The following is a 22,745-nucleotide window of genomic DNA, read 5'->3' as shown; positions in this document are numbered from 1 at the left end:
TAGGATCCTGAGCGAAAGCTGACGTAATGTGTTCGACGTAGTGTGCCGAGAGCCGTAATCCCGGCTTCAGCCTGATCGAGGGAGATCACATGTCATCCGAGGTGAACCCACCTGTGAGCCAACAACCGCCGAGTGACTCCGCGATGGAGAAACGGACCCTGAGAAAGGTCACGGTGCGGTTGATTCCGTTCATCATCGCGATGTACTTCATCAACTACCTCGACCGCACCAATCTCGGCATCGCGGGCCCGGGTGGCATGAACGAAGACCTCGCGATGACCGCCACCCAGTTCGGGTTCGCGGCCGGCATCTTCTTCTTCGGCTACCTCCTCCTCGAGGTGCCCTCGAACCTCGCGCTGCACAAGTTCGGCGCTCGGATCTGGCTCGCGAGAATTCTCATCAGCTGGGGCCTCGTGGCAGCGGCGATGGCGTTCGTGCCCAGCCACGGATGGCTCTACTTCCTGCGGTTCCTCCTCGGTGTCGCCGAGGCGGGATTCTTCCCGGGTGTCATCCTCTACCTCACCTACTGGTTCCCTTCATCAATGCGCGCACGGGCCACCGCGCTGTTCATGCTCGCGATCCCGATGTCCAGCGTCATCGGCTCCCCACTGTCCTCGTGGCTGATCTCGAGCGGCAATTCGATCTTCGAGAACTTCGCCGGCTGGCGCTTCATGTTCATCGTCGAGGGCGTGCCCGCGGTCCTGCTCGGCATCATGTGCATCTTCTACCTCACCGATCACCCCCGCGATGCCAAATGGCTCTCGGCTGAGGAGCGGAACTGGCTGCAGTCGAAGATGGACGCCGAGGAGAAGGGCAAGTCCGAGACTTTCCACTACCCGGTCCGCCGCTCCCTGCTCCAGCCTCGTGTGTGGGCGCTGTCCTTCGTCTACTTCGGCATGGTCTACGGCCTCTACGCGATGAGCTTCTTCCTGCCGACCATCATCTCCGGCTTCCAGGAGACCTTCGGCGTCGAATACTCGATCGTCGAGATCGGCTTCATCACGGCCATTCCCTATGTCTTCGGTGCCTTCGCTATGTACTTCTGGTCCCGGCATGGGGACAGGACCAATGAGCGCGTCTGGCACGTCGCGATTCCGCTCTTCATCGGCGGCGTCACGATCCCGATTGCCTTGTACCTGAGCTCGCCGTTCACCACGATGATCGCGGTGACCATCACCTGCATGGCCATCTGCGCGGCCCTTCCGACCTTCTGGCCCCTGCCGCAGACCTTCCTCGCCGGTGCCGGAGCCGCGGCAGGTCTCGCGCTGATCAATTCGCTGGGCAACTCCGCCGGATTCTTCGCTCCCTACATCACCGGCGGACTCGCCGAGCTCACCGGAACCCAGAACGCAGGCATGTGGGTCGTCGGCGCCGCCATGGTCGCCGCCGGAATCGTCACCCTCATCCTCAAGTCCGCTCCCGCGCCGGATAAGGTGAATCCGGAGATGACGAAGTAGGGCCGAATGGGCTCGATCGTCACAAGCAGACAGTCGCCGAGGCGGTCGTGACCACCCCGGCAGTTCCGTTCGGAAGGATGTCATGACAGTACAGAACCAGACCAGTGTGGGACCGGCCGAACTCGAAGCGCTGGCGGCGCGGTTGGGTGAAGGGGCGCTGACGACGGATCCCGACGTCATCGAGGCCCACGCCCGTGACGAGGCGCTGTTCTGCCCCCACGAAGGGGCGATCGCTCTGGTCAGGGCCACCTCGGCGGCCGATGTTCAGGAAGTCATGCGCTTCGCCAGTGAGTATGGAGTGCCCGTCGTCCCGCAGGGTGCCCGCTCGGGGATCTCGGGTGGAGCGAACGGCTCACCTGGGGCGATCCTGCTCAACGTCTCGCGGATGAAGGACGTCGTGTCCGTCAACGAGGCCGAACGACTCGTCACCGTCCAGCCCGGAATCATCAACCAGGACCTCAAGGATCATCTCGCACCCTTCGGACTGTCCTACCCGCCCGATCCGGGGTCGGTCGCGCTGTCATCGATCGGTGGGAACATCGCCACCAATGCGGGCGGCCTGTGCTGCGTTAAGTATGGCGTGACCAGGGATTATGTTCGCAGCCTCACCGTTGTTCTGGCCGATGGCACGCTGACGAAGCTGGGCCCGCAAACAGCGAAGGGCGTGGCCGGACTCGACATGCGCCACCTGTTCGTCGGCTCCGAAGGCACGTTGGGCATCGTCGTCGAGGCGACCCTGCGCCTGATTCCGAAGCTGCCCGACCCATTCACCGCGGTCGCGACCTTCCCCGACGAGCGCTCCGGCCTGCAGACGGTTGCGGACTTCATGGGTGCAGGCGGCGTGCCGAGCCTCATGGAATTCCTCGATTCCTCCAGCCTGAAGATGCTCAACGAATTCGGTGACTTCGGCCTCGACGGCGACGCGGGCTCGATGCTCATCATGCAGGTCGACCAGAATCCTGCGGATTCGCAGGCAGTCATGGCCCAATTCGCCGAGGTAGCCGAAGCCTGCGGTGCACTCGACGTTGCGTACTCCGACGATCCGACCGACTCGGCCGCGCTCATCGCTGCACGACGGATGATCCAGCCCGCGTATGAGAAGTTCGCCAATGGTCATGGGGGAGGGCAGCTGCTCGACGATGTGTGCCTGCCGCGCACGGCGATGCCCGAGTTCTGCGACCGGTTGAAAGAGCTGCAGGAATCCTCGGGGCTGATGATCGCACTGGTGGCTCATGCCGGCGACGGCAATACGCACCCGTCTGTGTTCTTCGATGCCAGCGATGCGGAGCAGACCGCGCAGGCGCAGGAGATCTTCGGCGAGATCATGCGCATCGGCCTTGAGCTGGGCGGCACGATCACCGGTGAGCATGGAGTCGGCTTCCTCAAGCGCGACTGGTTGAACAATGAACTCGACGAGGGTTCGAAGCGGATCCAGATCGCTGTGAAGAATGCCCTGGACCCCCAGGGGATCCTCAACCCCGGAAAGATGCTCAGCGCGTTCTGAGGGGTTGGGTCAGGGCTGGCGTGCTGGCGTTGAGGTGGCTGTGGCCGGGGATAGTCGGCGCCTGTGTCGTTAGACCTCCGGGGCAGTAGACGTGTGGCTTCGAGAGCCGCGACATTGTGGTTTCACAATGTCGCGGCTTTTTTGTGTGCACATTTTTGTGGAACTCCGGCTGTCGGGGAAGGGGTGTCTGCGAGCGTGTTCGTGCTGCTCTCTGACCTGGGGCGTTGCGAACATCCCAAGATTTATGGGCCATCAATAGGTACAAGAATCAAATCATGATCGAACAAGATTCGAAAAAGAAGGTGCAAATGGTCAAAATAAATGTATAATTGAAAGAAGAGCAACGACGATGTTGGCGAATGGACTTCAGTACCATGACTCTCACCCCCGACCGCACCCCAGGAAACCCGGAAAAGCGTGACCCACGCTCCGATTCCAGTGATGCCGCCACGGGTCCAGACGCAGCTGATGTGTCTTCTGATGATGAGCTGACGTTGTTCGACCAGCTCAAAGACTCCAACCTCGACCTCACCGGTCACCCCCTCGCCAAAACCTTCGAAGCACTTGCCGCCGTACCCACCGGTGAACCCGATACGGCGAACGAGGCCGTAGAAGCAGCAGTCGACAGTGCGGAATCCGCTGATGATGACGAGACCGACGACGTTCATGAAGCGGTGCCCGACGATGAAAGTACTCCAAGTCCTCACCCGCTGCTCTCGAGCGAGGAATGGACCGATCTCTCACGTTTTGCTCCCGAAGTCACGACCAGCCTCACCGCACTCAGCGGGCTCAAGGACGGGCTACGGACCTTTGACCGGCTGATGGGTCCCGATGACGCGATCACACTCATCGACGGACTCGAAGCCCTGAACCGAGTCAACGAAGCCCTGTCGACTCTGGCGTTGGCTGTGTGTGAACGAGTGGGAACACCGACTGATTATGGTGCTAAAACAACGAAGGCCCTCATCCAGGACAGGTTGAACATCACCAGCCGCGAAGCCAACCGCCGCACCGACATGGCCAAAAACCTCGGCGGACGGGTGACTCTGACAGGGCAGCCACAAGCACCGCTGTTTCCTAAGGTCGCTGATGCCTTCAACGAAGGCAGACTCTCCGCCGATCAGGCCACGGTCATCAAGGACTGCTTGAAGAAACTGCCCACCTGGACCAGCCAAGCCAACCGTGACTACGCCGAAACAACACTCGTGGAAAAAGCACCCAGTGTGCGGGTTCATGACCTGCGAGCGATCTTCGCTCGGATCCTGGCCCATATTGATCCCGATGGTCAAGAACCCATCGATGCCACAGACCGGTCCATGTACAAGGTCACCATGCATGCCCGTGACAACGGTGACTGGGAACTCACGGGTCTCCTCGACCCCGTCACGGGCGGGCAACTCAACGGGCTGCTGACAGCGCGAACCAAAATCGCAAACACCAACAGCAACAACAGCAACAACAGCGCATCGGATGTGAGCGAGTCGGGTGTCTTAGAAGACGGCACCCTCGTCGACATGACCGGGCAGCGGTTGAGTGCTCAGGAGTGGATCTACGAACGCTTCGCGACTCTCATCTCCAGGATCGACATGACTCGTACCGGCCAAGGCGCCCAATACGCGTTAGTCGTCACCGCGAAGGCCGAAGACCTCGCGAACGGAACCGGTACCGGGACCACGGGTACCGAGAATCCGGTCCCGATCAGTGAACTGGTTCGCAATGGCCTGAACGGGGCGGTGTTCTTCGAACTCATTTCGGAGAAGGCGAAGACGATGCAGGTGGTCACGGAGAATCGGTTCGCGAATGCGAAACAGATCGCGGTCCTGACTGCACGTGATCAGGGGTGTACGTTCCCGGGATGTGATGCACCGCCGGGATGGTGCGATGCCCACCATATTGTTGAGTGGGCACAAGAAGGTCGAACGGATGTCAATAATATGACGTTGAGTTGTTCTGCCCATCACCACCTTCTGGACAGATCGGACTGGGAGACAGTGATGCTCAAAGACGGTAGACCCGCGTGGGTTCCGCCGGCATCGATTGATCCGGCGAGGCGGCCGATATTGCATGCGAGGTTCGTGGCTCAAGAAGTCATCGACACACTCTTCGACGATTGAGAGTGCGGCCTCGTGGCGACATCATCGCGCAACAGCATTTGTATGCGCCTGCATCACCGTTCCTTGCTTCAGTCCCGAGCGACGGCGTCGTCGCTTGCAAGTTCACGAAGGGCAGAGATCGCACCGTCGATGACATCCTGTTGGGGATACCCCGGATCGCTGAGGGCGTGGACATAGCGGATCGTCCTCGAAGTGAACAGGGCGCAGCTGATCAGCCCTCGGCCTTGCCCTGACGCCAGTAGCCCATGAAGGCGATCTGATGACGATCGACTCCGACCTCCTGGACAAGATAGCGACGCAGGCGTTTGACGGGTCCGGCCTCGCCAGCGATCCAGGCATAGAACGGGCGGGTATGTTTATCGGTGCCACTCGAGCTGCCCTGAGCAGCCTGCGTCAGTGCAGTCGGGACGTCCCACAGGATCTGTTCGTCGATGTTGACGTCGTCGAGCTCAACGGGCGTCGTCCCCGCGGTGCCCGCACCCACCTTGGCGAGTACTCGGCTCTCGACTCGGACAGCGTCACGGACGGCCGGCTCGAGCAGTTGACCATGGTCAGCGTCATCACGGGGCAGCCACTGGATCTCAAACCCTGCGGGAGCATCCAACTCAAGAACATCCTCGGCGCTGGGGACCTCGAGAATTGCCTTTCCCTGCACCTCGGCGCCCTTGAGCGACTCAAGGATCGAGGCGATCGCGGGCACCGCGGTCTCATCGCCGGCGAGGAGGATGGTGTCGGCATCTGACGGCGCGAACTCGATCCCGGCAGTAGGCCCTTCGGCACGGCGAGACGGGCCGATGATGTGCAGACTGTGACCGACCTCGGCGTTCTGTGCCCAGGCGGCAGCGGGACCCGAGTGGCCCTGATCATCGGTGTGGAGGACCATGTCGACGACGAGCTCGCAGGCGTCCTCGCGCCATTCACGAACCGTGTAGGTGCGCATTTCACCGCGTACACCCGGATCGAGCTGCAACCATGCCTGATACCAAGAAACACCAGAATCGGGGTCCTGCTCATCGAGGAAGCGGATGAGGTCGAACTCAGGCTTCGGCGCTCCGGCCGAGGGGATGATGAGTTTGAACCGCAGGTCACGCGGGTGGCCGCTGCATCCGAAGTCCTTGAGGCCCTCGCCGCCGAAGGTGACGCGGCGGAATACGGGACTGAGATCTTCGATGCCGATGACGGTGGCCTCGAAGGCGGTGATGGGTGCTTGTGGCACAGATGCTCCTTCGTTCCTCGTCGTGCCGGGGAACTCGTGGCGGCCGCTTGCGGGGAGAAGCTCTCTGCAAGCGATGTGGTGCAACGTTCATGCACAAGTCTACGTTAAGTTGGTAAGGGTAGCCTGTCCAAATTGTGCGACGGAGATTCCGAGGGTCGCCAGAGCGCTGCTCGTTGAAGCTCTGGTGCGCGCCAGGGGAGTGGTCAGCCCCGGGTTGAGGCCACAGATAGGATCAATTCGTTGAGTCCTTCGGCACCGCGCAGAATCGGAGTCTGTTCCCATGACCTCTCAATCACAGCCTGAGATTGAATTCGATGCTGCCGATCCGGTCGTCCGGTCCCTGGCATCCGGCGAACCGACTACCTGGATGCGCAGTGATCTCGACCCCGCAGCCGAGGTGCTTCAGAGTATGGCCGCGAATTTCGACGCCAATGTGGATCGGTCGGCCAGTGGGGACCTCGAAGCCGGTGTGGATCGCCAGGCCGGGGTGGACCCCGACCTCATGGACCGGGCCGCACAGCGTTTCGACCGCTTCGCCCCGTGGTTCGCCGACACGTTCCCAGAGACCGCGGCTGCTGGCGGACTCATTGAGTCACCCCTCGTCCCAGCGGATGTCGTACAAAGAGATCTCAACAACCGCCTCGGCGCCGTGCTGCCCGGCAGGCTGTGGCTCAAGCGCGATGATGCCCTTGCGATCAGCGGATCGATCAAGGCCCGTGGAGGTTTCCACGAGGTCCTCGAATACGCCGAGGCGGTCGCCGCCGAGCGTGGACTGGACCCGAACCAACCCTCCACCTACAGCTCCGAAGAATTTCGTGCGCACGCCGCAACTCACCGGATCGTCGTCGGATCCACCGGGAATCTGGGACTGTCCATCGGCATTCTCAGCGCCGCCTTCGGCTTCGCGGCCTCGGTGCACATGTCGGCCGACGCCCGCGAGTGGAAGAAGGAACTTCTGCGCAGCCACGGTGTCGACGTTATCGAACATGCCGGGGACTTTGTGGCAGCAGTGTCAGCCGGTCGAGCATCCGCCGCCGGCGCTCCACGCACTCACTTCGTCGATGACGAAGACTCGCGTAGTCTCTTCGCCGGGTACGCGGTGGCGGCTCTGCGTCTCAAAGACCAACTTGAGAATGCGCAAGTGATCGTCGACGCCGATCACCCTCTCGTCGTCTACCTGCCCTGCGGGATCGGCGGCGGACCAGGCGGAGTGACCTATGGCCTGAAGCGGGTCTTCGGCGACGATGTGCACTGCATCTTCGTGGAGCCCAGCCAAGCACCCGCAATGTTCCTCGGAGTGAGGACCGGCCTGCACAGCGAGATCTCGGTCCAGGACATCGGGCTGAGCGGAAGCACCGCAGCCGATGGTCTAGCCGTGGCGCGGCCTTCCCGCTTCATCGGTCCGGTGATCAGCCCCCTGATCACCGGATTCGCCACGGTCAGCGACGAGGTCATCAAGGCCGGCGTCGGTGTGCTCCACCAGTCCGAAGGACTCGATGTCGAGCCTTCGGCGACCGCAGGACTGACCGTTCCGTGGCGAACGATGGACCACCTCGGTGATGGTCAAGGTGAAGGGTGGAGTGCTGATGGGCAGGACAATGCCACTCATCTGGTGTGGGTGACGGGCGGTGCCATGGTGCCCACTGCTGATCGCGAACGGTACGTTGCAGAGGGCCTTGACCTATTGCACAGGCACAGCGCCTGATCAGAACCCGTACGGGTCGCCTTCGATGTTGATGACGACCTTGCCGTCGACGATCTCCGCGGTGCCGTCGACCGAGAATGTCACGGTGTCATCGAAGGTCTCCGATTCGTCGAAGTACGAGTCATATTTTCCGGTGAGGAACGCTTCGCCGGTCGACTCTGTCGAGATCGGCCAGGCTGGGCCGCCGTTGGGGCCAGTGGATTCTTCAGGGTCGAAATAGCCTTCGCCCGATGGATCGCCCACGGTGGCCGTCGGATACGAGGAGATTGACCAATTGAGGTTCGTCGCGTCGTAGCTTTCGGCGCTGTAGGAGCCGAACGGGCAGCCGTCGGGTTGGGCGACGGTCTTCTTGGCACAGCTGTCGATGAGGGTCTTGACCTGCTTGTTCACTTCAGTGCGGAATGCGTCGGTGGGCTGGGCCGCGAGCAGCGCCGGCTCGTACCCTTCCGAGTCGCCTTCCTCGGCGAAGAACGCTCGTGTCTCGATCTCGTCTGCAGAAACCAGGTCGGTCTCTTCCGACAGTCCGATGGTGTACATTCCCGGGAAAGCCGGAAGCGCGAGGCCAGATTGGCTGGTCTCGATATCGATGCCGTTGATCTTGACCTTGTTCAGTCCGGGAGTCTCGACGGAGAGGTAGAAGAGCTCGGGCGCCTGCAGCCTCCAGTCGTCGAAGAACAGAGCCTTCTTGCCCGCCTTGTGCAGCGAGAAGTTCGTCGTGCCCTTGCTTCCTCCTACGTCGTAGGTCGCGGTCACTGTCGCCGAGTTTCCGTTGATTTCGGCATCTTCGACGGTGACGTCCTTCGGCAGGGCCTTTGCGGCACTCAGGACGTCATTCGTCAGCAGCTGCCTCTGCTCGGAGGGTACGTCGACGTCGGCCATCTTCAAGGCTCCCTCGGCGTCGCCATCGGAGAGTTCGGAGAAGTACTTCTCAACGGCGGCTTCGGGGCTGAACGTGTTCCCGTTGACTTGCGTGACGACGATGAGTGCCGCGATGATCGCGAGAACCGCCGAGCCGCTGATTACGCCGACCAGAGTGGCCTTCTTCTTGTTGAAGGGTTGGGCCGGTGCTGTTCCGGGAGGTGGGGGCGAGCCAGCCACGGCATAGGCGCCGTTCGGGGAGCCGCCTGGGTGAGCAGGCATCGGATAGGTGGCGCCTGAGCTCGGGTAAGAGCCGGGATCTGCATGAGTCGGGGCGCCAGATTGCGGGACATTTGCATAGCCCGCAGAATCTGTTCCGGGAGTCGCGGCTGAACCCGGGGTTGGGGCAGACGGTCCTGGCTGAGCGCCAAACGCCGCACCTGCTGCACCGGCACCAGCTGCACCAGCAGCAGCGCCAGCGCCGGCAGCTGTCATACCGACTCCGGGGCCACGTCCAGCGACGGCATCTGGATGGATGAGGGGATGGCGCGGTTCGCTCATGCCCAGAGCCTGGCCCCAGTGCGGGTGGACGGCCCGTCCAGCGAAGAATTTCGCGATGGCTGGAATGGTCAGGACAAGCCGCGGGCCGAGGGTCCTCGACAGAACCTCGATGACAACGCCCCAGAGGGCGAAGAGGAGGAACGACCAGGCCAGAGGGCCGACGCCAGCGCGGGCGGTGCCGAACCCATCGAACATCGAGGCAGCTGCGGCAGATCCCTCGAGGTGGATGCGGAGGGGGACCGCCAGGACGGAAAGCAGTCCCCAGATGGCACAGAACGCCAAGGGAATCTTCCACGCGGTGGCCCATTGCTGCTTGTCCTCGCCGGGGATCGTCCAATAGGGACGGCGAGTCACGGTGGCGACAAGAGTTGCGACGAGAATGGCTGCGACGACCGCAAGCAGTCCGATCCACAGCTGCCCGGGTGCCTCACGGCTGAAGATAGTCAGTGATTCCGAGAACCCGCCGGAGTCGTAACCCATCATGTCGCCCTGGGCCGAGGCGCTGACTCCGCCGAGGTGGACAAGCAGGGTGAGGATCAGGCCCACGTTGATGAAGAGCGCTGGGATCGTCTGCCAGGGCATGTCGAAGGACAGCGGAATGATGAAGATTGCGACGACTGACAGGGCGAGTGTGGCCACGATGAGGTGGGTCCACGTCACGAGAATCGGCGGGACGAGCCACCGTAGGAAGGGGGCGCCGATGGCCTCGCTGCCCTTGAAGTGCCCGGCGATCCTTGCACAGATGCTGGTGATGAAGACGGCGAGCAGCGGCAGGAAGAAGGAACGGACGGTCACGGCGGAGAATTCGAGATCGATCATGCCGCCGCTTTCCGTGATGGAGAAGCGCGCCGCAAAGATCAGTTGGAGAAGAAACAGGACGAGAGCCATGGACAAGGTCGTGATCCCGATGCGGATCCAGGTGACTCCGCGATTGGGTGACGGTGACTTCAACTCGCTGCGCTTCGTGAACCACCACAGCACACCGATGACGATGATGGTGATGAGCAGCGGTGCTCCCGAGGCGAAGAGGCTGCCCGACGCCTGCCCCATGTCTCCTGCCTGCACGCTGAAGCGGAAGACAGCCGAACCGAATAGGGACATTGCCAGCAGGACGAAGGGCAGCGCATAGCTGATTCCGTCGGTGTTGAAGCCGATCTCTTCAGCGAGAGCGGTGAAATCGCTCATCGAGGTGAGCAGCGCCGAGACGATGATCGAGACAATGATTCCGGCGAGCAGCGCCAGCCCCGGCGGCATCAGGGCGCTGCGCCATGTGGCCCCCTGTCCGAATGCCGACAGGTACTTCGCCGCAGACGGAGACATCTGGGACTGCGGGTACTGGGGAGGCTGCGGATAGGGAACTCCCTGAGGGTGACCGCCGAGGTGGCCGCCGGGCTGACTGCCCATGTGCCCACCTGGCTGGTTTCCCGGGTATCCACCTGGCTGGCTGCCGGGGTATCCACCTGGCTGGTTTCCCTGATACCCATTCGGCTGACTGCCCGAGTGAGAGTAGTACGAGTTCGGGTGGGGCGATCCCGTCCTCGGCTGTGGTGATCCGGCCTGCGGTTCTGAGCCATAGAGGTGGGACTGCTGCTGGTTGTTCTGGTTCCATCCGGGTGCGAATCGCGCTGTGGAATCAAGGTCGTCACTTTTCGAACCGGCCGTAGATCCGGAGGCAACAGTAGGTTCGGAGCCAGTGGCAGAAGCGTCCGCGTCTGACCCGGCCGCGGGAGAGGATTCGGGCTCCTTCGGGACGGGCGAATTCTCCGTGCTCTTCGGCTCCGTAGCGGGAGGGCTGCTCGACTCTTCCGCGGCTCCGTTGTCTTTGGCGTCGTGAGATGAGTCGCTCATGTCAGGTCCTTCATCCGGGTGGGTCTGCAGCGGTGCAGGCGAGGGGTCTGTAGATGGATATAAGTCAATGTGCGACTTTATATTCATTTTGTAATGGCAATCCTATATTAGGATTGTGGCACCATCGAAGTTGTCTAAATTGACTTATTTCGCAAAGAAAGATCGAGAGTCGCTGATGAGTGAGAATCCCCCTCCGCCCGGGAGTGGCCGCGACCCTGAGTGGAACGGCAACGGGCACCAAGGACACGGCTCGAATCCTCCGCAGCAGCAGCCAAATACAGGGTGGAATCAGCAGTCGGATTCAGGGTGGAACCAACAGGCTAATACCGGCTGGGGGCAGCCAGAACAGCCGTCAGACAACGGCTGGGGTCAGCCGAACGAGCATGCCGGAAATGGTTGGGGTAATGGCCCTGCCGCGACTCCCGTGCCTCCTCCCGCGACCCCATACCCCAGGCCGAAGCGCCCACAGAGTGAATCCGTTTCGGCGCAGGCCCCGCAAGACCAATATCAACAGCCCCCGCAGCAACAGCAGTACCCGCAGCAACCGCAGGCGCCGGTGCAGAACCCCAATGCCCAGTATGGCCAGGGGCCCTATGCCGCCGCACAGACAGGGAAGCCGCGCAGTCGGAAGGGGCTCATCGCGCTGGGCGTAGTTCTCATCGTGGTCGTCGCCCTCGGAATCGGGTGGGGCGCAGCGACTCTGTTCGGCAATGACTCCGACGGTGACACGGTTGCGGCACCGGCCTCATCGGATGCGAAGACCCCGGGAGGTGAGGCCTCGTCGAGTCAGGGTCCCTCAGAGAGTCCCGAACCCTCGGAGTCACCATCACTGTCGAATGACCCCGCGAAGGCTCTCGATCAGCTGATCGAAGGTGACAGACCCAGCGTCAAAGCCGACCTCAACGGGAAGTGGGTGCCGCAGCTGAGCTCGAAGAAGCTGGACCTGGAGGCCGAGGGGAAAGTCTGGAAGGAAAAGGACATTCTCGCCGAACACCAAGAGCTGCGGGAAGAGTATCCCCGCGTGCAGCTGGTGTGGTCTGGCGACTTCGCCAGCTTCAAAGAAGACAACTTCTGGGTCACCGTTGTGGGAATCGGATACGACGACCCCGAGGAGGCGCTGTCCTGGTGTTCGTCACACGGACTGGGAGCCGACTACTGCTATGCCAAGCAGCTCAACACCTCGGGTGGGATCGACGGCACAACCCGGCTCCAGGACTGAGGTCAGCAGTCTGACCCAGTCACACTCGTCGGCGGTTGCGCACCAGATACACGACGAGGCCGATGGCCAACCACACCGCACCGATGATCAGTGCCAGAGGATTCGCGCTGACTAAGACGATGGCGAGCAGGATGGCGCCGATGATCGGAATCGCCCCGTGTGTGAACCAGCTCGGGGTCTCAGAACCCTTGCGCTTGACGAGGAAATAGCCGACCACTGAGGCCTGGACGAAGATGAAGGCGCTCAGCGCGCCGACATTGACGATGGACGTGAGCTGGTCGAGTCCGTCCGCACGGGTCGTGGCCCAACCGGCAACGATGACGTTGCCGACAGCGGCGACGAGGATTCCCTTCCACGGAACACCGGTGCGCGGCGAGACTTGGCTCAGGAACTTCGGCACCTGGCCTTTGCGCCCCATGTCCATGAGGATGCGGGAGCCGGCGGCCTGTCCGATCATGGCCGAGAATGCCGCACCGACGGCCTTGGCCAGGGCCAGCAGCCAGTGGACCCATGTCCCGAGGGTGGCATCGACGGCATCGTAGTAGGCGGCACCCTCCAACTCGGGATTGGCCTGCAGCTCGGCAGGGGAGACCGGCGAGAGCAGGCTGCCGACCCAGGTCTGCGCCACGAAGAAGACCCCGGCGAGAATCAGGCACACCAGGGTGGCGCGTCCGACGATCTTCGGCCCGCCTTTGGCCTCCTCGGCGAAGGTCGCCAGGGAGTCGAAGCCGAGATAGGACAGGACGGCCACAGACACCGCAGCCAGTACAGCAGTGATCGAGAACGCGCCCACGCCGGTCAGTGGGGACAGCCAATCACGGCTGGGTCCATTGGCGGCCAGGAAGATGATGCCGAGCACGAGGACCAGCCCGAGAACGAGCACTTCGATGACGACCACGAGCGTGATCACCCGTGAGGCGATCTTCACGCCCGCGAGGTTGAGCCCGGTGGTGAGGATGACGGCGATGCCGGTGAACAGCCACACGGGAATGCTCGGGAAGATCGAGTTCAGAGCGATGCCCGTGAACAGGTACGCCACGGACGGGATGAACAGATAGTCGAGGAGGATCATCCATCCGGCGGTGAATCCGGCTCGCGGTCCGATTCCCGCCGAGGCGTAGGCGAAGACGGTCCCGGCCCGCGGAATCTCCCGCGACATCCGCATATAGCTGACCGCGGTGAACGACATGACGATCGTGGCCACGACATAGACGAGCGCAACCGCCCCGCCCGAGTTGGCGTCGAGCGTGCCGAAGACACCGACAGCAGCCGCCGGCCCGATGAACACCAGACCGATGAAGACAAGTTCGGTCAATCCGATGCTGCGGTGAAGCTCACCTGACTTCCCCGCGGCGCCCTTGGCTCCCGTGGCTCCTTCGGCGGAGGAACTCATGCTTTGCCGACCAGCTTCGTGGCCACAGCCAGGTCCTCCCATGACATGCCGGAGCCCTTGAAGATGACCGTCTGGCTCGCATCGGCGCTGACCTCGCCATTGCTGAACTGCTTCATCGTGACGAGTGAATCCGCGTTCAGTGCGCCGTCGGAGATCGCGAGGACGACGTCGCCGCACTCTCGCAGAACGGTGCTGAGGTCTTCAACGATCACCAGCGCCGAGGTGAAGAGCTCGGCTGGCAGCTCACGTGAATGGGGATCGTGGGAGCCACAGGCCATGACAACAGCACCGGGTTTGACGAGATCCGCTGAGAACAGGGGTTCGCTGGAGGTGGTGGCGGTGACGACGATGTCGGCGGCGCGCAGTCCTGCCTCCACCTCGGCGGTCTGTGCCTGCAACACCTTGCCGCGGTCACGGACATCGGCGGTGACCTGGTCGGGAGAGCGGACGACGAAGGTGACATCTGCGAGCTCGACGGTGAGGACATCGGCGAGCGTATCGGCATGTCCTGTCCCCTGCGGTCCGGCGCCGAAGATCACGACATTGACCGGCTGTGTGAACCTGTTCAGTGCGGGCTCGATCGCGGCCAAGGACACAGCAGGCGTGCGCAGAGTCGTCAGAGCGGCACCATCGATGACGGTCCGTAGTTCGAGGGTGGCGCTGTTGTACATGAGGTACTGGGCCATGATCCGTGGGAGGCCACGTTCGGGGTTGCCGACGGAGACGCCGGCGAGTTTGACCCCGACCCAGTCGCCGATCTCCGAGGGCATGAAGATCATGTTCCCGGCGGAGATGTCGCTGATCGTGCGGGGGATGTCGTCGGCGGGATCGAAATCGCCCGCGAGTGCCTCTCGCAGGGAAGCAACAGCCTCGCTGGGGGTGAGTGCGGCGAAGACAGCTTCGGCATCGAGGTTCTTCACTTCGTCCATCAGTGTGCACATCCTTCGTGATTCGGCCTGGGAGCTGGCCTCTTGTCTTCGACCTTATGCCACCTCCGGTCGGCGTGTGAATGCTCTTCGGAATGCGAAAGCCCGGGTGAGCGCGTCACCGTCTGGTCACATGAGCACAGCTGCCCAGCGCCGAGGCGCGGATAGGATGGAGAGCCATAGTGGTCAAAGGACAATTGCAAGAGACCAGCTCCTGGGGCGAAGGGCGAATGTGACGATGGCTCAGCAGAATTTCGGAATGCCGCAGCAACCGGTGCCGCAGCAACCGATGCCACAGCACCCGATGTCGCCGAACGCTGCTCCGCAGTACCCCATGCCGCGGCTGCCCTCGGTGGTTCCGGGGATCCTGCTCATTGTGGCGGGAGCCCTCGGTGTGCTGCTGGCGATCGGAATCATCATGATTCCCGGCGTGCTGTTCCTGTTCGGTGGCGGTGGCAACGTCGACGCCTTCAATGACTTCGCCTCCGGTTTCGTCATCACCGCAGTCATCGTGGGCGTCGTGTCCCTGGCGGCGCTGGCCACCGGAATCGTCCTCACGGTCCGCACCGCGAAGAAGCGTCGTCGCATCAGGCATGCGGCCATGGGCTGGCCGATGTACCGGTGAAGTTCAGACGTCGCGCTGAGCCACCGAGGCGGCGACCTCGTGGAGGATCTCAAGCGCGGCGGCGATGATCGGCTGACCGGCCGATCCGCTGCGGACTCCGGTGAGGATCTTCCGGGACGGGACCGGGTCGCCGCGCAGCGGAACGCGAGCCACATCGTAGCCCTCGGGCAGCCTGGCCAACCGAGGGATGAGCGCTACCCCCAACCCGGCGGAGACCAGGGCCGCACCTGTCTCCCACTCCCGGGACTGATGGGCGTTCTCGGGGAAGAATCCGGCCGCCGCGCATGCCGTTCGCACCAGCCGGTAGTAGGGGGAGCCCGGGCGGTCGAGGATCCAGCTCTCCTCTGCGGCCTCGCTCAGCGACACCGCAGAACGAGTAGCGAGACGATGATCGCTGTGGACGAGGAGGTCGAGCCGGTCGCTGACCAGCGCATTCTGTTCGAACCTGACGTCGCTCCGGGGCGGCAGAGGATCCGTGGCCACGACGACGGCGATATCGGCCTGCTCGGTGACGAGGAGCTCGAAGCACTCCTCCGGCTCGGCCTCGATGATGGTCACCTGCGAATCGGGGAAGAGCTCATTCACCTTCTCCGCAGTCGGCGGAAGCAGAGTTGCCGCCGCGGTTGAGAAGCCGCACAGGCGCAGGCGTCTTTGGCGCATCGGACTGCCCGCGTCCGCCTCGGCGAGTTCGCCCCGAATCTCCTCCCATCGGGTGAAGAGCTCCTGGGTCCGCTCGAGCAGCAGCTGACCCACGCGAGTGAGAACCAGGCCCCGGCCGCGCTGTTCGAGGATGGTCAGACCCAGGTCCTTGGACAGGGATCGCAGCTGGTGGGACACGGCCGATGGAGTGTATCCGAGACGGTGTGCGGCCTCGGTGAGGGTGCCGACCTCGGCGAGGACTCGGAGAACCTGGAGACGCTGATCAATCATGCAATATTGTTGCACGATCGAGTGGAAAAAGATTCGCTTTTCTTCGCAGGTCTTCCGGCGGACACTGGCCTTGAGCAACAACAGCAGCAACAGCTACAGCAATCGCAGCGAGGCGGTGACACCGATGACTTTGGCACCTGAAGTCGATCCCCGGACAGACAACCCTGACAACCCCGACCGGCTCATCGACGAGCGTCGGCCCGGGTACTGTTTGGATGCCCCGTTCTACCTCTCCGAGGAGTTCTTCCGCCGCGACATCGACGCCGTGTTCGCCTCGACGTGGATCTTCGCAGCAGCAGCCGCCGAGGTGCCAGAGCCCGGCGATTTCGTCACCATCGACATCGGCGACTATTCAGTCATCATCATCCGCGATGACGATGAGAACATCCGCGCTCACCACAACGTCTGCCGGCACCGCGGCGCTCGCCTCCTGTCCGAGGCCAATGGGTCCGTGGGCAACATCGTGTGCAGCTACCACCAGTGGACCTACTCGCCCGAGGGCGACCTCATGTCAGCAGGTGTCCAAGCACCAGGATTCGATCGCACCTGCTTCTCCCTGCGCTCGGTCAACGTCCGCGTCGTTGCGGGACTTGTGTTCATCTGCCTTGCCCAGAATCCACCCGAGGACTTCGCCGAGGTGGCCGAGCGGATCGCGCCCTACATCGAACCGCACGCCCTGGACAAGACCAAGGTCGCAGCCCAGGTCGACCTCATCGAGCATTCCAACTGGAAGCTCGTGATGGAGAACAACCGCGAGTGCTATCACTGCGAGGCCGGGCACCCGGAGCTGACCTGCACGTTCTTCCCGACCTATGGCTACGCCCCAGAGGAGATTCCGAAGCGACTCAAGCCTGCCTACCAGCGCTACCTCGACGCCGAGGAGAGACTGCGGGTCAACAGCGAACGCAACAACCTGCCCACGCAGCTCATCGCAGAGCTCAGCGGCCGAGCTACCGGCTTCCGGATCGAACGGGCCGCCCTCGACGGAAAGGGGGAGTCGTACACGATGGACGGTGGGGCCGCCTCGGCGAAGTTGTTGGGTGATCTTGATACCCCTGAGCTGGGGCGACTGTCGATGCACACGCAGCCCAACGCCTGGTTCCACTTTATGGGCGATCACGCGGTGACCTTCTCCCTCGTCCCGCTGGGCCCCGACCGGACGCTGGTGCGCTCGACGTGGCTGGTCCATGAGGATGCGGTTGAAGGCGTCGACTATGACGTCGAGAACCTCACGACCGTGTGGGTGAAGACGAACGAGCAGGACGCGGCACTGTGTGCGAAGGCCCATCGCGGGATCTCGTCGCCGGCCTACGTTCCGGGACCCTATGCGCCCACGGAGAGCGACCTCGAGGAGTTCTGCACCTGGTATATCGAACGGCTGCAGGCCCACAGGGCACAGAACAGCACAGGAGGGCAGAGTCGATGACGATCGACCAGGAAACACTGCACACTGGCTTCGCAACAGTCCCCGGCGTTGGCACGACAGCCCCTGGATTTGGCACGGCGACCCCGGAAGCCGACGCAGAACTGACTGGGATGGTCGAATGCGTGTCCATCACCGAGGTCACGCATAACGTGAAGAGCTTCGAACTCTTCGCGCCCTGGATGGCCAGGATCGACTTCGAGCCGGGGCAGTACGTGACGGTGCGCATTCCCGAACTCGAGCGTGAACGCTGCTATTCGATCGCCTCGGCGCCGTTCGGGACGAACACATTCACGCTGACCATCAAGCGCGTGGACGGCGGCGCGGTCTCGACCTACTTACACGATGTGCTCAAGGTCGGCGACCGCATCCACGTCGACGGACCCTACGGCCTGTTCAGCACCAGTTTCCACCCAGCCGAAAAGCACCTGTTCGTCTCGGGCGGCTCGGGCATCTCCCCGATCATGTCGATGGTCCGGTCCCTGCTGGCCAGGCAGGCCGGGACGCCGACCGACATCGTGCTCATCCACAATGCGGCCACTCCGTCCGACATCATCTTCCGACCTGAACTCGAGCAGCTTGCCGAGGTTCCCGGAGTGAGTGTGGTGACGATGTGCTCCCGGGATTCCGCTGCTGAGGTGGGAGAGTCCGATTCCGAAGTGAGAGAGGCCCGGGTGTGGGCTGGTCGTCGGGGCCGCATCACCAGAGATACCCTCGCCGAGGTGGTTCCCGAGTTGGCAGATCGCGAGACCTTCGTCTGTGGTCCCGCCGACTACATGGCCGCGGTCCGGATCATGCTCGACGAGCTCGGCGTGCTCGGCTCTCGGGTCCACGAGGAGTCCTTCGTGTTCGCGACGACCCCGGCCGAGCGGCTGGCGCGGAAGGAACGCGTAGCCGAAGCAGTGGGTGCACCAGTGTCAGGGGCCAGTTCGGCTTCGCAAGCAGCTGAGGGCGTCTGCAGCGGCTCGGCGCTGGCGAGTTTCGGCATCGAGTTCACTGCCAGCGGCAAACACGTCGACTGCGATCCTGAGACCACAGTGCTCGACGCAGCCGTCGAAGCCGGAATGGTCTTCCCCTCCTCCTGTGAAGAGGGAATGTGTGGAACCTGCAAGTCGGTCCTGGTCAGCGGCGAGGTCGAGATGAACCACGCCGGCGGGATCCGGCCCAAGGAGATCGCGGCCGGGAAGTTCCTGCCCTGCTGCTCGACCCCCTTGAGCGACCTCGTCGTGGAGCGGTGATCAGCTGTCTGCGATGCTGATGACGATCCCCTGTACGCGGGGGATGAGATCCTCGAGATCGTGTCCTTCGATGCGAAGCCACTGCTCCAACTGAGTGGCCGAAAGCACGGACATGACCGCCTCGGCGCGCAGCTGCGCATCGTCTGCTCGGACTTCTTCGATGAGGATCTCGACGTGGCGGCGCCAGAAGGGATAGCCCACTCGGTCGAATCGTCCGCGCGGACTTGAGTCCTCGGTGAGGAGGACGAGATCGAGGTTGCTCGAGACATGCCTGATATATGCCTCGGCGAAGGCCGCCAGTCGCTCGCTGCCGGGCGCACCCGGACCCAGCGGCGGCGGTCCCTGCAGCATCCGCGCGTGCATATCCCGCACCCGATCGTCGAGCAGCGCCGAGGCGATTCCAGCTTTGTCGGTGAAGTTCCGGTAGAGAGTGCCCTTGCCGACCTGTGCTCGCCTGGCCAACTCGTCCATGGTCAGTCCAGCCACGCCCTCGTCGGCGAGCAGCTGTGCCGCAGAGTCGAGGATGCGACGCCGATTCCGCTGAGCGTCCGCGGGCAGACATCGACATCGATTTCGAGGAGGCAACGATGACATTCATCAAGGTTGAACAACACGGCGGTCCAGAGGCCTACGTGCAGGTGGACAACGAGGAACTGGTACCCGCTGAGGGGCAGATTCTCGTCGAGCTGAGCGTCTCGGGAGTGAACTTCCTCGACGTGGTCCAGCGTCGCAAGGCCCTGCCCACGCCTTTTCGTGCCGGAGTCGAAGGCGTCGGCACGGTCGTGTCCACCGGCGACGGTATCTCAGGTTTCGAGGTCGGTTCGCGCGTCGGTTGGATGGCTGGTGGGCAGGGAAGCTTCTCCCAGTTCGCTCTCGTACAGGCGGCCAAGGCAGTTCCATTGCCCGACGACATCGACGATGAGACCGCGGTTGCCGCTCTCATGCAGGGCATCACCGCTCACTACCTGACCACGGACACCCATCCGGTCACATCCGGTGATGTCGTGCTCATCCACGCGGCGGCGGGCGGGCTCGGCCAGCTGCTCACGCAGGTGGCGGTGCTCAAGGGAGCCACAGTGATCGGCACGACCTCCTCTGCGGAGAAGGCCGAAATCGCCCGGGCGAACGGCGCGAGCCATGTCTTCGGCTACGGAGACTTCGCGGAGAAGACCCTGGAAGTCACGGACGGTATCGGCGCCTCCGTCATCTACGACGGCGTCGGCAAGACCACCTTCGACGATGATCTCAAAGCCGTGCGCACCCGCGGCACGATCGTCGTCGTCGGCAACGCCAGCGGTCCGGTCGACCCGGTCGACGTCAACACGCTCAACACCTCGGGCTCGCTCTTCCTCACCCGCCCCACCGTCGCCGACCACGTCCGCACCGCAGATGAGATCCGCGGCAGGACAGAGGAGATCTTCGCCTGGATACGCAACGGAGACCTCAAGGTGAGCATTGGCGCCCGCTATTCCATCGCCGAGGTGGTCGATGCGTTCACCGCACTCGAATCCCGTGCGACGACCGGAAAGATCGTGCTCGAGCACTGAGCTCTCGCGTGTGGCCGCTCAGAGCCCCATCCCCACACGCAGTCCTTCGAGGACGGCGGCGTGGACATTGCGGGAGGCGACGGAATCTCCGATCCGATAGAGCGCGAAGGGAGCGCTCGCCTCGGCGGTGGTGGACGGGTTTGAGCCGATTCGATGGGCGGGCTGGGGTTGACCATGAATCCAGGAATCGATGTCGATCTCACCGTGATTGCTCGAGTGCGGCTTGAGCGCGAAGTAGACGTCGTCGTTGGGTGTCGTCCCGAAATCGACGACCACAGCGTCGGTCTCAAGCTCGGTCTCGATGCCCGAGTAGTCATTGCGCAGGCGTGCGGTGACCAGTTTGCCGTTGATCTTCGGCTTCGCTGCGAGCCTTTCGCCGAGGTGTACCTTGACGCCGAATTCGGAGAACACCTGCAGGTAGGCAGGGGAGTTCATTGATCCGACGTCGACGCCGATGGTGCGTTCGGGGCTGACGTAGGTGACTTCTTGGCCATTGCGAGCCAGGTGTTCGACGGCGTCGAGTGCCGGGTAGAAGCCGTGATCGTCGAAGACGAGGACCCGGGACTTATTGCGCAGGCAGTCGTTCATGACGTCCCAGACGTCGAACGACGGACCCTGCTCGCGGAAGGGGTAGCTGGAGTCGGGGACGCCTCCGGTGGCGATGATGACGACGTCGGGGGACAGCGCGAGGATGTCGTCCTCCTCGGCGAAGGTGTCGAGTCTGATGTCGACGCCGTGCTTCTTGCACTGCTGCGCTCGCCAGTCGATGATGCCGATGAGGTCACGGCGGCGCTGCGAGCGGGCGGCGATTCGCACCTGACCACCCACCGCTTCGTCGGCTTCGAGCACGGTCACCCGATGCCCTCGCACGGCCGCCACTCGTGCGGCCTCGAGACCTGCGGGACCGGCGCCGACGATGACGACGTGTTTGGGACCTGACTCGACGTCGCGAGTGACTTCCTGGGGCAGATCGGCTTCGCGTCCGCTCGCGGGATTGTGGATGCAGGTCGCGGCGCCTGAGGTGTAGATGCTGTCGAGGCACATGTTCGCGCCCACGCAGGGGCGGATATCGTCCTCCCGCTTTTCCTCGATCTTCTTTACCAGGTAGGGGTCGGCCAGCTGCGCCCGGGTCATGCCCACGAGGTCGAGGCAGCCGTCCTCGATCGCGAAGCGGGCTGTGGGTGCATCGGCAATCCGTGCGGCGTGGAGGACGGGGATGTCGATGGCTTGCCGGACGCGACGGCAGGTCTCGAGCCAGGGTGCCGAGGGGGTGCCCATGCCTGGGATCGCCTCGGCGAGTTCCTTGTCGGAGCTGATGCTTCCGACGTTGAGGTTGAGGAAGTCGACGCCGTGGGCGGCATACTCCTTGAGCACCTCGATGGAGGCCTCCTCGGTGATCCCGTCTTCGAGCTGTTCGAGCACGGACATGCGAACGCCGAGGGCGAGCCCGTCCGAGGCTCCGCGCATGGCATCGATGATCTGGAGCGGGAAGCGCATCCGGGCTGCCAGGTCCCCGTTGTACTCGTCCTCGCGCTCATTGAATCGCGAGGCGAAGAAGTAGTCGACGAGGTGGCCGGTGTGCAGGAATTCGAGGCCGTCGAAGCCCGCGGCCTTGACTCGAGCTGTCGCTGCGGCGAAATCGTCGACCACCCGCTCGATGTCGAACTCTTCCATGGCCTTCGTAAAGGACCGGTGGGTGGGTTCGCGGTGGCGGCTGGCGGAGATCAGCGGCAGCCAGTCGGCGGTGAAGTTGGAGTTGCGCGGGCCCAGATGGGTGAGTTGGATCATCACTGCCGTGCCCTCGGCATGGCAGTCATCGGCGATGGCGGCCAACCAGGGAATCACCTCGTCGGTGGAGAGGTCGACATTGCCGAAGGCGGCGGGGGAGTCCTTGGACACGATGGCCGATCCGGCCGTCATCGTCAGTCCGACTCCGCCGCGTGCCTTCTCCCGGTGATAGAGGCGGTAGCGGTCTTTGGGCATTCCGAGCTCGGTGTAGGCCGGCTCATGCGCGGTGGAGACGATGCGGTTCTTGAGCTGAACCGGACCCAGAGTGAACGGCTGGAGCAGGGGGTCGAGGGACAAGGTTCCTCCTTCTTCGCAGGAACGACAGTGGCCGCTTCGCGGCGACCACGCTGTGGTGTCGACGAGCTCAATTCGACTTGATCGAAATGAGAGTAG

The 22,745-nt window shown here is 63.1% G+C and carries 16 protein-coding genes; 9 read left to right on the top strand and 7 right to left on the bottom strand.

From position 1 onward, the window contains the following. Positions 1-89 precede the first annotated feature (89 nt). The 3 genes from BAUR9175_RS11105 (at position 90) to BAUR9175_RS11095 (ending at position 5,075) form a co-directional block, all read left to right on the top strand. Positions 90-1,457, top strand: coding sequence for an MFS transporter (locus BAUR9175_RS11105; RefSeq protein ID WP_226823915.1), 1,368 nt, complete (start codon positions 90-92; stop codon positions 1,455-1,457). Between the two features lie 82 nt (positions 1,458-1,539). Next, a complete protein-coding gene (locus BAUR9175_RS11100; RefSeq protein ID WP_096168425.1) occupies positions 1,540-2,961 on the top strand; it encodes an FAD-binding oxidoreductase in 1,422 nt (473 codons plus the stop codon). A 374-nt stretch (positions 2,962-3,335) separates the two neighbouring features. Next, positions 3,336-5,075 carry an HNH endonuclease signature motif containing protein gene (locus BAUR9175_RS11095; protein ID WP_257944321.1) on the top strand — a complete coding sequence of 580 codons (1,740 nt, stop codon included), beginning with the start codon at positions 3,336-3,338 and terminating at the stop codon, positions 5,073-5,075. Positions 5,076-5,286: 211 nt separating this feature from the next. On the opposite strand, the gene BAUR9175_RS11090 is transcribed toward BAUR9175_RS11095, so the two are convergent. After that, the gene (locus BAUR9175_RS11090) at positions 5,287-6,291 is read right to left on the bottom strand and encodes a siderophore-interacting protein (RefSeq protein WP_101583755.1); all 1,005 of its coding nucleotides are present in this window, start codon (positions 6,289-6,291) and stop codon (positions 5,287-5,289) included. Between the two features lie 280 nt (positions 6,292-6,571). Between BAUR9175_RS11090 and dsdA the strand changes: the two genes are divergently transcribed. After that, positions 6,572-7,996, top strand: a complete 1,425-nt coding sequence (dsdA, locus tag BAUR9175_RS11085) for a D-serine ammonia-lyase (protein ID WP_096146133.1) — start codon at positions 6,572-6,574, stop codon at positions 7,994-7,996. Here the strand turns inward: dsdA and BAUR9175_RS11080 are convergent, their stop codons facing one another. After that, positions 7,997-11,263 carry a hypothetical protein gene (locus BAUR9175_RS11080; protein ID WP_257944320.1) on the bottom strand — a complete coding sequence of 1,089 codons (3,267 nt, stop codon included), beginning with the start codon at positions 11,261-11,263 and terminating at the stop codon, positions 7,997-7,999. Between the two features lie 556 nt (positions 11,264-11,819). On the opposite strand from BAUR9175_RS11080, the gene BAUR9175_RS11075 reads away from it, so the two are divergent. Then, positions 11,820-12,482, top strand: coding sequence for a hypothetical protein (locus BAUR9175_RS11075; protein ID WP_240513655.1), 663 nt, complete (start codon positions 11,820-11,822; stop codon positions 12,480-12,482). A 19-nt stretch (positions 12,483-12,501) separates the two neighbouring features. Here BAUR9175_RS11075 and BAUR9175_RS11070 read toward each other — a convergent pair whose 3' ends face one another. Beyond that, positions 12,502-13,875 carry an APC family permease gene (locus BAUR9175_RS11070; RefSeq protein ID WP_101583753.1) on the bottom strand — a complete coding sequence of 458 codons (1,374 nt, stop codon included), beginning with the start codon at positions 13,873-13,875 and terminating at the stop codon, positions 12,502-12,504. Beyond that, a complete protein-coding gene (locus tag BAUR9175_RS11065) occupies positions 13,872-14,804 on the bottom strand; it encodes an ornithine cyclodeaminase family protein (protein WP_096168499.1) in 933 nt (310 codons plus the stop codon). The genes BAUR9175_RS11070 and BAUR9175_RS11065 overlap by 4 nt, the downstream gene beginning before the upstream one ends. Before the next feature lie 256 nt (positions 14,805-15,060). On the opposite strand from BAUR9175_RS11065, the gene BAUR9175_RS11060 reads away from it, so the two are divergent. Beyond that, the gene (locus BAUR9175_RS11060) at positions 15,061-15,426 is read left to right on the top strand and encodes a hypothetical protein (protein WP_125188558.1); all 366 of its coding nucleotides are present in this window, start codon (positions 15,061-15,063) and stop codon (positions 15,424-15,426) included. Positions 15,427-15,429: 3 nt separating this feature from the next. On the opposite strand, the gene BAUR9175_RS11055 is transcribed toward BAUR9175_RS11060, so the two are convergent. Further along, positions 15,430-16,356, bottom strand: coding sequence for a LysR family transcriptional regulator (locus tag BAUR9175_RS11055; protein ID WP_096168498.1), 927 nt, complete (start codon positions 16,354-16,356; stop codon positions 15,430-15,432). 70 nt (positions 16,357-16,426) lie between these two features. Here BAUR9175_RS11055 and BAUR9175_RS11050 point away from each other — a divergent pair, with 70 nt between their 5' ends. Together BAUR9175_RS11050 and BAUR9175_RS11045 are read left to right on the top strand one after the other, a co-directional pair. Further along, positions 16,427-17,782: an aromatic ring-hydroxylating oxygenase subunit alpha gene (locus BAUR9175_RS11050; protein ID WP_257944319.1), complete on the top strand. Its 1,356-nt coding sequence runs from the start codon at positions 16,427-16,429 to the stop codon at positions 17,780-17,782. After that, a complete protein-coding gene (locus tag BAUR9175_RS11045; RefSeq protein ID WP_101583751.1) occupies positions 17,779-19,017 on the top strand; it encodes an FAD-binding oxidoreductase in 1,239 nt (412 codons plus the stop codon). Before BAUR9175_RS11050 ends, BAUR9175_RS11045 begins: the two co-directional genes overlap by 4 nt. On the opposite strand, the gene BAUR9175_RS11040 is transcribed toward BAUR9175_RS11045, so the two are convergent. Next, complete coding sequence (locus tag BAUR9175_RS11040; protein WP_101583793.1) at positions 19,018-19,611, bottom strand: TetR/AcrR family transcriptional regulator; 594 nt, start codon at positions 19,609-19,611, stop codon at positions 19,018-19,020. On the opposite strand from BAUR9175_RS11040, the gene BAUR9175_RS11035 reads away from it, so the two are divergent. Next, a complete protein-coding gene (locus tag BAUR9175_RS11035) occupies positions 19,605-20,564 on the top strand; it encodes a quinone oxidoreductase family protein (protein ID WP_101583792.1) in 960 nt (319 codons plus the stop codon). The genes BAUR9175_RS11040 and BAUR9175_RS11035 overlap by 7 nt on opposite strands. Positions 20,565-20,582: 18 nt before the next feature. Here the strand turns inward: BAUR9175_RS11035 and BAUR9175_RS11030 are convergent, their stop codons facing one another. Beyond that, entirely contained in the window at positions 20,583-22,649 is a 2,067-nt protein-coding gene (locus tag BAUR9175_RS11030; protein ID WP_096146128.1) for an oxidoreductase, read from the bottom strand. Positions 22,650-22,745: the final 96 nt, after the last annotated feature.

Origin of the sequence: Brevibacterium aurantiacum (assembly GCF_900169065.1) — a bacterium.
GTDB classification, from domain to species: domain Bacteria; phylum Actinomycetota; class Actinomycetes; order Actinomycetales; family Brevibacteriaceae; genus Brevibacterium; species Brevibacterium aurantiacum.
This window is presented reverse-complemented; position numbering and strand designations above follow the sequence as displayed.

Excerpts from the sequence above, each read along its gene's own strand:
- BAUR9175_RS11105 (WP_226823915.1), top strand. The coding sequence starts at position 90 with ATGTCATCCGAGGTGAACCCACCTGTGAGCCAACAACCGCCGAGTGAC.
- BAUR9175_RS11100 (WP_096168425.1), top strand. The coding sequence starts at position 1,540 with ATGACAGTACAGAACCAGACCAGTGTGGGACCGGCCGAACTCGAAGCG.
- BAUR9175_RS11095 (WP_257944321.1), top strand. The coding sequence starts at position 3,336 with ATGACTCTCACCCCCGACCGCACCCCAGGAAACCCGGAAAAGCGTGAC.
- dsdA (WP_096146133.1), top strand. The coding sequence starts at position 6,572 with ATGACCTCTCAATCACAGCCTGAGATTGAATTCGATGCTGCCGATCCG.
- BAUR9175_RS11080 (WP_257944320.1), bottom strand. The coding sequence starts at position 11,263 with ATGAGCGACTCATCTCACGACGCCAAAGACAACGGAGCCGCGGAAGAG.
- BAUR9175_RS11070 (WP_101583753.1), bottom strand. The coding sequence starts at position 13,875 with ATGAGTTCCTCCGCCGAAGGAGCCACGGGAGCCAAGGGCGCCGCGGGG.
- BAUR9175_RS11065 (WP_096168499.1), bottom strand. The coding sequence starts at position 14,804 with ATGGACGAAGTGAAGAACCTCGATGCCGAAGCTGTCTTCGCCGCACTC.
- BAUR9175_RS11060 (WP_125188558.1), top strand. The coding sequence starts at position 15,061 with ATGCCGCAGCAACCGGTGCCGCAGCAACCGATGCCACAGCACCCGATG.
- BAUR9175_RS11055 (WP_096168498.1), bottom strand. The coding sequence starts at position 16,356 with ATGATTGATCAGCGTCTCCAGGTTCTCCGAGTCCTCGCCGAGGTCGGC.
- BAUR9175_RS11045 (WP_101583751.1), top strand. The coding sequence starts at position 17,779 with ATGACGATCGACCAGGAAACACTGCACACTGGCTTCGCAACAGTCCCC.
- BAUR9175_RS11035 (WP_101583792.1), top strand. The coding sequence starts at position 19,605 with ATGACATTCATCAAGGTTGAACAACACGGCGGTCCAGAGGCCTACGTG.
- BAUR9175_RS11040 (WP_101583793.1), bottom strand. The coding sequence starts at position 19,611 with ATGTCATCGTTGCCTCCTCGAAATCGATGTCGATGTCTGCCCGCGGAC.